Here is a 9,874-nt window from a genome sequence, read left to right as displayed (position 1 = left end):
CGGCTGGTTTTCGGTTCGTTCCCCTCGGTCGCGTCGGCAGGGCTTCGCCTACAGTGCCGGTGGCCGGGGGTCAAGTTCGCGCTGCACAAAACCGCAGCTCACACACCCAACCGCAGCGCGCGGACTTTACCCCCGGACACCGGTGCTGTACCCCCCGGGCTGACGACGCGACCGAGGGGAACGAACCGCACCACCCCACAAACCACAGCCGCTGAGACCGACCCGGCCACCCGAGGGAACCGCGCTAGTTTCCCTGAGGTTGCCGAGGCCCGCCGGAGGCCCGGCCCTTCACCACAGCCTTTGATCTTGATCTTGCTTGTGTCTTGGATCTTGCCTGTGATCTTGCCCTTGCTCTGACTTGCTGGAGTTGAAGAGGCCTGAGGTGCGGCGGGGTTGTGAACGCGGAAACCGGCAGCCAAGTCGCATACCTGCCGATTCGAACCCCGAACCGGCACAACTATGACCGAAGGCCGTAAAAATCGCCTTTCAAGCCCACAACCCAACCGCAACTCGGCCCGCAAACTCGGCCCGCAAACTCAGCCAAAAGAAGACCCGAAAAGCCGACCCCCAAAAGAGGACCCGAATCCCGAACCGAATCCCGACCCGAATCCCGACCCGAATCCCCACCCCCACCCCTACAAAAACCGCCACAAATGATCCGCAGTCCCATTGTCCTCGAACTGCACCACATTGGCCGAGTCGGCCGTGGACATGCCGTCCACGCCGAGAATCAGCCCGCTGTTCTGGTTCTGGATCCGGAACCAGGGGCCGCCGCCGGGTCGCAGCCGCCACAGGTGGTCGGCAGTGCCGTTGTCGTCGAACTGCACCACCTGGGCCGAGTCGGTGGTGGACATGTTGGATACGCCCATCACCTTGCCTGAGTTGAGGTTCTGGATCTTCCACCAGCCGCTGGGGTCGCTGAGGAAGGTCCAGAGGTGGTCGGCGGTGCCGTTGTCGTCGAACTGGACGCAGTTCACTGAGTCGGCCGTGGACATGTTCGCCACGCCGATCACCATGCCGCTGTTCTTGTTCAGGATCCGTACCGGGCCGTCCGGGATCAGGGTCCAGAGGTGGTCGGCGGTGCCGTTGTCGTCGAACTGGACGCAGTTCACTGAGTCGGCGGTGGACATGTTGGCCACGCCGATCACCATGCCGCTGTTGGCGTTGCGGATGCGCATCCGGCCGTCGCCGTTGTCGATCAGGGCCCAGACGTGGTCCAGGGTGCCGTTGTCCTCGAACTGGACGACGTTGGCCGAGTCGGCCGTGGACATCTGGTCCACGCCCAGGAGCAGACCGCTGTTCGCGTTGCGGATCCGGACGTTCCCGTCGCCGTTGTCGATCAGCTGCCAGAGGTGGTCGGCGGTGCCGTTGTCGTCGTACTGGACCACTTGCGCGCTGTCGTCCCAGGACATGTTCGACACGCCCATGACCTTGTTGCTGTTGGCGTTCAGCAGCCGGACGTAGCCGCTGCGCGGGGACCAGGTGCTGCCGGATGATGCCACGGCCGGAAACGCGGTGATCCGCAGACGCGCCGCGCCCATCGGGATGAGCGTGACGTTCGTGGTGCCGGAGGCCTGGAAGGGGCCGGAGTTCAGTTCGGTGACGATGTTCTGGTCGTCGGCGGTCCAGCCGGTGAGTTGGGCGGCCGGGGCGGTGATGCTCACCGGCACGCTCTGCTGGGTGAAGGCGTTCGTCGGGACCGTGCCGTTGGCCCCGTTGAAGGTCAGTGCGCTCGCCGGGTTCGAGGAGGGCAGGTCGAGGCCGTAGTTCCAGGGCGTCGTGGCGTGCACCTCGTACTCGGGGAACTCGCTGTCCCCGGCGAACTGGACGTAGTTCTCGCCGATCTGCAGCGAGTAGTCCAGGGCGCCGTTCGACACCGACAATGCGCCGCCCTGCGAGGCCCACATGCTGACCACCGGAGTGGACGGCAGCTGGATCGTCACCTTGTCCCCGTTGTTCCAGGTGCGGGAGACCGAGGTGAAGGCCGGGCCGGCCGGCGCGCTGACGCCGTGGCCGTTGACCGCGATCGCCGGGTTCGAGCACCAGCCCGGGACCCGCAGATACAGCGGGAACGTCGCCGGGGCGGACATGGTCAGGGTCAGGGTGACGGTGTCGGTGAACGGATACCCGGTGTCCTCGGTGACGGTGACCGAGCCGCCGCCGGATACGTTTGCGGTGACCGAGCAGGGTGCGTACATCACCGCGCACAGGCCGTTGTCCGGGGTGGCGGCCCACAGTTCCTCGGTGAAGTAGGGCCAGCCCTGGCCGTAGTTGTGCGGGCAGCAGCGGTACTGGTCCACACCGGGCATGAAGGCCTGCATCGGCTTGGCGTTGCTGAACTGGCCGTGGCTCGGGGTGTTGTTCGACAGGTCGACGCTGTTCATCGAGGTGATGTAGTGCGTGCCCTTGCCCTGCGGGTCCAGGGCCGCCGGCAGCATGTTGAACGCCAACTGCTCGCAGCGGTCGGCCCACACCGGGTCGCCGGTGAGCCGGCCCATCAGCTCGTGGCTGGCCATGAACTCCACGATGCCGCAGGTCTCGAAGCCCTGCCGGGGGTCCTTGTAGCCGATCCGGGCGTTCTCGTCGCCGGCGAAGCCGCCGCCGGGGAACTGGCCCCAGGCGCCCATGATCGAGGCATAGTTCTGATACGCGTTCTGGGTCATGCCGTTCTGGCCGGACCGCTGGGCGTAGACGGCCGGTTCGCGGTAGCCCTGGGCCAGGTTCACGTTGTGCGGCGTGGGCAGGTTGTTCAGCCAGTTCGCACTGTTGCTGTGGATGGTGTCGGCCAGGGTGAGCAGGAACGCCTCGCCGGTCTTGTTGTAGAGCCAGAAGATGACGTCCAGGCAGTCCGCGACCCGGTAGGAGAGCCAGGAGATACCGAAGACCGAACCGGGCTGCGCGTTCATGTACTGGAAGAACGCGGTCAGGGCGGTCAGGATCTGCTGGTCGCCGGTGTATTCCTGGCGGCTGCGCAGGGCCTGGAGCAGCGGCACGAACGGCCAGAAGTCCGCTCCGCCGTCGGGGAGGTTGGTGCGCAGGTACGTCGGGCCGAAGAAGCCGTCGGAGACCTGGGTGGCCAAGATGCCGTCGATCCAGGTCGCGGTGTCGGCCAGGACGGTGGCGTCGCCGGTGAGGTAGCCGAGGTCGCCGTAGCCGCGCAGCCAGTACGGCACCTCCTCCCAGCCGCCCTGGGACGGGTTCAGCCACCCGGTCGTGGACTTGTCCAGGAAGTGCGAGGTGTCCTGGTAGTTCCCGCACAGGCCGGTCAGCTGGAGCTGGAGTTCGCCGGCCAGCCAGCCGGAGGCGCGCACGCTGCCCGGCGGCAGCTTGAGCAGCGCGGTCGGCGCCAGCGGCGCGGCGTTCGGGGTGTAGAGGCCGCCGCCGGCCGGGGCTATTCGGGCCTTCTTGCTGGTGACGGCGGTGGCGGCCGAGGCCGCCGTGGTCAGGTCGAGAGTTGTTCCGAGGGCGGCGGCCGTGAGGGCGCCGGTGCGCAGCAGCGCACGACGGGACAGGGGCATGATTCGGCTCCGGTGGGTAGAGCAGCCCTGATTCAACGATGTAATGCCTCATTCAGGCACCGGCGGGCTGAGTCGTCAAGACCCTGCCTTGAGCAGCCGATGGCCGACGACATGGGAAAGGCGCAGCTCCAGGCCATCATCGAGAGCTGAGAAGGATCTTGCGCCTGGCAACCAGAGGGTTGACACACCTCCGCCGGACATGCATGACTAGCGTTACATCGTTGGAATACGGCTCGACGGAATACGGCTCGACCGATAGCGCACAGGCACCATCGACGATTCCCCCCCCGTGACGAGGATGTGAAGACTCTCATGCGCCCGCGTGTAAGCACTCTGACCCGCCCGGCGATGGCCGCGGCCCTCGTCGCGGCCTGCCTGGCCGGCACCGCCGGCTGCGCCAAGTCGGCGTCCAAGGCCGCCGCGGCCGGCCCGACCTCGACCGGCACCGCGGCCCAGCAGGTGGTCGCCACCTCGGCCTCCGGCCCGGGCTGCACGTATCAGACCTACGGCGGCGGGGTGCCCAAGCTGAACCTCACCGACCCCTCGACGGTCATCGGCTTCTCGCAGTCGGAGTCCACCAGCAACCCGTTCCGCTCCACCGAGACCGACTCGATCACCAACCAGGCCAAGTCGTTGGGGATCAAGCTGATCCAGCGCAACGCCAACGCCGACGTGAACGCCCAGAACTCGCAGATCGAGGACATGATCGCGCAGGGTGCCAAGATCCTGATCGTGGCCCCGGAGAACTCCGACGGCCTGGGTCCGGCGCTGGCCGAGGCCAAGGCCAAGAAGATCCCGGTGCTGACCATCGACCGCACCGCCACCGGCACCGCGTGCGGCGACTTCATCGCCTTCATCGGGTCGAACTTCTACGGCCAGGCCCAGATCGCCGCCGACGACCTGGCGACGGCCACCAACAGCCAGGCCAAGGTCGCGATCCTGTCCGGCACCCCGGGCAACGACGTCACCACCGACCGCACCAACGGGTTCCAGGACGAGCTCAAGGCCAAGTACCCGAACATGGCGGTGGTCAGCTCGCAGACCGGCAAGTTCGACCAGACCGACGGCCAGTCGGTGATGGCCCAGATGCTCCAGGCCAACCCCGGCATCAACGCGGTCTACGCCGAGAACGACGAGATGGCCCTCGGCGCGATCCAGGCGATCACCGCCGCCGGCAAGACCCCGGGCAAGGACATCAAGATCGTCTCGATCGACGGCACCCAGCAGTGCGTGCAGGACGTCGCCAGCGGCTCGATCTACGCCGACGTCGAGACCAACCCGCGCTTCGGCCCGCTGGCCTTCCAGTCCCTGCAGGCCTTCTACGGCGGCTCCGGGGTGTCCAGCAAGGTGATCATCAAGGACAGCCACTTCACCCAGGACAACGCCAAGCAGGCTCTGGCCAACGGCCAGGTCTACTGAGAATGGCGGCGCAGTAAGGAGGAACAGTGCCGACGAGTCCGGATGAACCGGACCCCTCCGCGCCGTCAGCAGTGGGAGCGCCCGCGGGCGCTCCCGCCGCGTTGGAGGCGCGCCGGGTGGTCAAGAGTTTCGGCGGTGTGCACGCCCTGCGCGCGGCGGACCTGCTGGTGCGCCCCGGCGAGGTGCACGCGCTGATGGGGGAGAACGGGGCCGGGAAGTCCACGCTGATCAAGCTGCTCACCGGCGTCTATCGGCCGGACGACGGCGTGATCGCCTTGCACGGGACCGAACGTGCCTTCCGCACCCCGCTGGAGGCGCAGACCGCCGGGATCTCCACGATCTACCAGGAAGTGAACCTGGTGCCGATGATGTCGGTGGCCCGGAACCTGTTCCTGGGCCGCGAGCCGCGCCGGTACGGTCTGGTCGACCTGCGCACGATGAACCGGCTGGCCTCGGAGATCCTGGAACGCTACGGCGTGCGCGTGGACGTCACCGCCCCGGTGCACACCCTGGGCCTGGGCGCGCGGCAGATGGTCGCGCTGGCCCGGGCGGTCCGCACCGACGCCCGCGTGGTGATCATGGACGAACCGACTTCCAGCCTGGAACCGCGCGAGGTCCAAACCCTGTTCGACGTCATCAGGACCCTGCGAGATCAGGGTTCCGCGGTGGTCTTCGTGAGCCACCGGCTCGATGAGTTGTACGAGATCTGCGACCGGGTCACCGTCCTGCGCGACGGCCGGACCGTGCACAGCGGCGCGATGGCCGCCCTGCCGCGGATGGAACTGATCTCGCTGATGCTGGGCCGGGACCTGGTCGCGGCGCAGGACGGCCGGGTGACGGCGTTCGCACCGGACCGGTCGCAACGCCGGCCGGCGCCGGACGACGCGGCTCTGGCGGAACTGCTGCCGGCCGGGCGCCGAGGACGGTGGGCCCGGCAGGCCATCCCGGGTGATTCGGATTCCAACGCAACGGATTCCGGCCGCGCGGCGCTGAGCGTCAGTGGCCTGACAGACCGGCACCGGCTGCGGGACGTCAGCCTGGACGTCGCCCCCGGCGAGGTCGTCGGCCTCGGCGGACTGCTCGGTGCCGGACGCAGCGAGACCGCGCAAGCCGTGCTCGGCGCGCATCCGGCGGCCGGCACGGTTTCCGTGGACGGCAAACGGATCCGGCGCCGCAATCCCCAGGCCGCGGTGCGGGCCGGGATCGCGATGCTGGCCGAGGACCGCAAGGCTGAAGGCGTCATCCCGGGTCTGTCGGTGCGGGAGAACATCGTGTTGGCGGCGCTGCCGCGCTTGTCGCGCGCCGGGATCGTCTCCACCGCGCGGCAGGACCGGATTGTCGAGTTCTTCATGAATCGCCTGCGGATCAAGGCTTCCGGCCCCGAGCAGAAGGTCCAGGACCTGTCCGGCGGCAACCAGCAGAAGGTGTTGCTGGCGCGCTGGATGTGTCTGAACCCTCGCGTGCTGCTGCTGGACGAGCCGACGCGCGGCATCGACGTCGGTGCCAAGGCCGAGGTGCAGGGGATCATCGACCAGCTCGCGGCCGAGGGGGTCGGCGTGCTGCTGATCTCCTCCGAACTCGATGAGCTGATCGAGGGCTCGGATCGGGTCGTGGTGTTGCGGACCGGCTCCGTCGCTGCCCGGCTGGACGGGGACGAGGTCACGGCGCCGAATCTGCTGGCGGCGTTGGCCGGCGACGGATCCGGACTCGGCGAACCCGAAACCGGCGAGCCCGAACTTGGCGAATCCGAATCCGAATCCGCCGGACCCGAATCCGGGGGAGCGGACGAGGGGGAGGGGAACGCATCGTGACCGCGACCGTGATCGAACCCGTGGACGGGGCCGGCACCCGCGAGCGGATCCTCGACCTCTCGCAGCGCTACGGCGTCTACGTGGCGCTGGCCGTACTGATAGCCGTGGCGACCGCGCTGAACACGGACTTCATGTCGGTGTCCAACTGGCGGGTGCAGATGTTCGAGGCCGCGCCGACGGTGCTCGTCGCGCTCGGCATGGCGTTGGTGATCGGCACCGAGGGCGTGGACCTGTCGGTCGGCGCGACCATCGCGCTGGCCGCCTCGATCGTCCCGCTTTACATCGGCTACGGCCCGGCGCCGGCGATCGTGCTGGCCCTGCTGCTCGGTGCGGCGTCCGGCCTGGTCGGCGGGTCGATGGTGGCCTTCGCCGGGGTGCAGCCGATCGTGGCCACGCTGTCGCTGATGATCGGCGTGCGCGGGCTGGCCGAACTGCTCAACGGCTCCTCCGCCAAGCCGGTGGCCGACGCCACGATCGGCGATCTGGGCGAGCACACGCTGGCCGGGATCCCGCTGATGGCCTGGATCGCGCTGGCCGCCACCGCGATCGTCGCCTACACCGTGCGCCGCACCACCTTCGGCCGCCAGTTGGTGGCGATCGGCGACAACAAGCGGGCCAGTCTGCTGGCCGGGCTGCCGGTGCGCCGCGTGCTGGTGACCGTGTACGTCCTGTCCGGGATCCTGGCCGCGCTGGCCGGCGTGCTGATCGTCGGGCACGGCGCCGAGGCCGACCCGGCGAATCAGGGGTTGAACATGGAACTGAGCGCGATCACCGCGGTGGTGGTCGGCGGCACGCCGCTGTCCGGCGGCCGGGTCCGGGTAGTCGGGACGGTGGCCGGCGCGATGTTCATGCAGCTGATCTCGGCGGTGCTGATCCAGCACAACGTGCCGACCTCCACCACGCAGATCGTCGAGGCCGTGCTGATCTGCCTGGCCGTCTACGTGTCCAGGGAACGGGGGACGCGATGAGCGTTCGGACGTCACAGGTTCCGGCCGCGCCGCGGGTCTCGCCCGAGGGGCTGCTGGAGACGCCGCGCGAGCGGTGGATCCGGCGCGCGGAGCGGCGCGGGCCGCTGGTGGTGCTGGTGGCGGTGTGCGCGGCGGCCACGATCGCCTCGCCTTCGGACGCGTCGTGGTCGGACGTCAGCACCATCTTGGGCAACAACGCCTTCGTCTGGCTGCTGGCGCTCGGGATGACGTTCGTCATCACCACCGGCGGCATCGATCTTTCGGTGGGCTCGCTGTACGCGCTCGGCGGAGTACTGGCCGCGCGAGGCTCCTCCAGCGGGCCGTGGCTGGCGATCCTGTTACCGCTGGTGGTGTGCGCGGCGTGGGGCGCGGTGCAGGGGATCCTGGTCGCGTACGGGGGAATGGCACCATTCATCGTGACGCTGGCCGGACTGCTCGGCGCCCGAGGGCTGCTCCAGGCCCTGACGAATCAGGGCTCGACGACGTACCTGGTCCCGGCCCACTCCTGGTTCCGCCACCTGGGCGCCGGGACGTGGGTGCCGGTCGGCATCGTGGCGGCCCTGTTCGCGATCGGCTGGGTCCTGATGGAACGCACCGGCTACGGCGCGACCCTGACCGCGATCGGCGGCAATCAGGACTCTGCCGTCCTGCTCGGCCTGCCGGTCGCGCGGGCGAAGGTCCTGGTCTACCTGCTGTCCGGCACCCTGGCCGGGGCGGCGGGCGCTTTGGGCGGCGCGCGGCTGGGCTCCGGGGTGACGACGATCGGCGTCGGCTACGAGCTGACGGCGATCGCGGCCGTGGTGATCGGCGGCACGCTGCTGACCGGCGGCTACGGCACGGTCGGCGGGACGGTGTGCGGGGTGCTGCTGCTGGCGGTGATCCACCACCTGATCGACAGGTACCTGTCGCAGTACGGCTCGGCGATGACGGACGCGGTGAACGGGGCGTTCCTGGCCGTGGTGGTGCTGGCGCAGGCGCTGCTCGAGCGCTCGCGGCGGCGATGAGGCGGCGCCGAGTCGGTCGAGCGGACGGATCGCGACCGTCTCGCGGTGGCGATGAGGCGGCGATGGAGCGGCGCGGAGCCGGTCGAGCGGACGGACCGCGACCGGCTCGCGAGCCGGGGTCAGCCCCCGCTGCTCTCCCGCACCACCAACCGGTGCCCCGGCTGGATCAGCCGCCCGGGCTCGGCGTAGCCGTCCGCGATCCGCTGCAACAGCGCGTCCACCGCCGCCTCCGCGATCCCGGTCTTGTCCGGCGCCACGGTCGTCAGCGACGGGATCGCGTACTCGGCCTCCTCCACGTCGTCGAACCCGACCAGCGCGATGTCCCGCGGGACCCGCAGCCCGGCCTCGTGGATCGCCCGCAGCGCGCCCAGGGCCATCAGGTCGTTGAAGCAGAACACTGCGTCGGGCCGCTCCGGCAGCTTCAGGAGCCTGCGCATCGCGGCCGCGCCGTCGGGGCGGAAGTAGGCGCGGACCGGCGGGCACAGCGCCGGTTCGGCCGGCAGCCCGGCCGCCGCCAGCGCCTGCCGGTAGCCGGCCATGCGCTGTTGGGCGGTGGCGCGGGGGCTCGGGTCCTGCCAGCCGATCGCGGCTATCCGTCTGCGGCCGGCGGCTATCAGGTGGTCCACCGCCTCGCGGGCCGCGCTCACGTTGTCGATGTGGACGTGGTCGCAGACCAGGCCGAGGTCCGCCTCGCCGAGCAGGACCAGCGGGATCTGGCGTTCGCGCGCGGCCAGCTCGTGCTGGTCCAGACCCAGGGGGCTGAGGATGACGCCGTCGATCATCGGGTCGCCCAGGCCGCTGGCGATGCGCAGTTCGGCGCGCGGGTCGCCGGCGGTGTCGTCCATCAGGACCGTGCAGCCGTGGCGGCGGGCCGCCGCGATGACCTCGACCGCCAGCTCCGCGAAGTACGGGGAGGGCAGTTCGGGGAACGCCAGGGCGATCACGCCGCTGCGGCCGGTGCGCAGCTTGCGGGCCGCCACGTTGGGGTGGTAGCCCAGGGCGTCGATCGCGGCCTGGACCTTGGCCCGGGTCTCGGCGGCCACGTGCACCGTGCCGTTGACCACGTTGGACACCGTCTTCATCGAGACGCCCGCGGCCTCGGCGACGTCCTTCAGCCGCGGCGCGGACCCGGCGCCGTACATCCCGCCGGCCGT

6 protein-coding genes are annotated in these 9,874 nt (G+C 69.5%); 4 read left to right on the top strand and 2 right to left on the bottom strand.

What is annotated here, in order from left to right; translation table 11 throughout:
- Positions 1–635: 635 nt before the first annotated feature.
- Positions 636–3,518 (bottom strand): RICIN domain-containing protein, encoded by a 2,883-nt coding sequence (locus tag KGQ19_RS32555; protein WP_212016394.1) that lies wholly within the window; start codon positions 3,516–3,518, stop codon positions 636–638.
- A 312-nt stretch (positions 3,519–3,830) separates the two neighbouring features.
- On the opposite strand from KGQ19_RS32555, the gene KGQ19_RS32550 reads away from it, so the two are divergent.
- The 4 genes from KGQ19_RS32550 to KGQ19_RS32535 are packed head-to-tail and all read left to right on the top strand — an operon-like array spanning position 3,831 to position 8,720.
- Positions 3,831–4,937: an ABC transporter substrate-binding protein gene (locus KGQ19_RS32550; protein WP_212016392.1), complete on the top strand. Its 1,107-nt coding sequence runs from the start codon at positions 3,831–3,833 to the stop codon at positions 4,935–4,937.
- Positions 4,938–4,963: 26 nt separating this feature from the next.
- Positions 4,964–6,748, top strand: a complete 1,785-nt coding sequence (locus tag KGQ19_RS32545; protein ID WP_212016390.1) for a sugar ABC transporter ATP-binding protein — start codon at positions 4,964–4,966, stop codon at positions 6,746–6,748.
- Positions 6,742–7,716 (top strand): ABC transporter permease, encoded by a 975-nt coding sequence (locus KGQ19_RS32540; protein ID WP_413563177.1) that lies wholly within the window; start codon positions 6,742–6,744, stop codon positions 7,714–7,716. Before KGQ19_RS32545 ends, KGQ19_RS32540 begins: the two co-directional genes overlap by 7 nt.
- The gene (locus KGQ19_RS32535) at positions 7,713–8,720 is read left to right on the top strand and encodes an ABC transporter permease (protein ID WP_212016386.1); all 1,008 of its coding nucleotides are present in this window, start codon (positions 7,713–7,715) and stop codon (positions 8,718–8,720) included. The genes KGQ19_RS32540 and KGQ19_RS32535 overlap by 4 nt, the downstream gene beginning before the upstream one ends.
- A gap of 119 nt (positions 8,721–8,839) precedes the next feature.
- Here KGQ19_RS32535 and KGQ19_RS32530 read toward each other — a convergent pair whose 3' ends face one another.
- Positions 8,840–9,862, bottom strand: coding sequence for a LacI family DNA-binding transcriptional regulator (locus KGQ19_RS32530; RefSeq protein WP_212016402.1), 1,023 nt, complete (start codon positions 9,860–9,862; stop codon positions 8,840–8,842).
- Positions 9,863–9,874: the final 12 nt, after the last annotated feature.

This window comes from Catenulispora pinistramenti, from assembly GCF_018274385.1.
Classification (GTDB): Bacteria; Actinomycetota; Actinomycetes; order Streptomycetales; family Catenulisporaceae; genus Catenulispora; species Catenulispora pinistramenti.
This window is presented reverse-complemented; position numbering and strand designations above follow the sequence as displayed.

What these genes read in the sequence shown, in the direction of transcription:
- KGQ19_RS32555 (WP_212016394.1), bottom strand. Translation starts at nt 3,518, where the DNA reads ATGCCCCTGTCCCGTCGTGCGCTGCTGCGCACCGGCGCCCTCACGGCC.
- KGQ19_RS32550 (WP_212016392.1), top strand. Translation starts at nt 3,831, where the DNA reads ATGCGCCCGCGTGTAAGCACTCTGACCCGCCCGGCGATGGCCGCGGCC.
- KGQ19_RS32535 (WP_212016386.1), top strand. Translation starts at nt 7,713, where the DNA reads ATGAGCGTTCGGACGTCACAGGTTCCGGCCGCGCCGCGGGTCTCGCCC.
- KGQ19_RS32530 (WP_212016402.1), bottom strand. Translation starts at nt 9,862, where the DNA reads ATGTACGGCGCCGGGTCCGCGCCGCGGCTGAAGGACGTCGCCGAGGCC.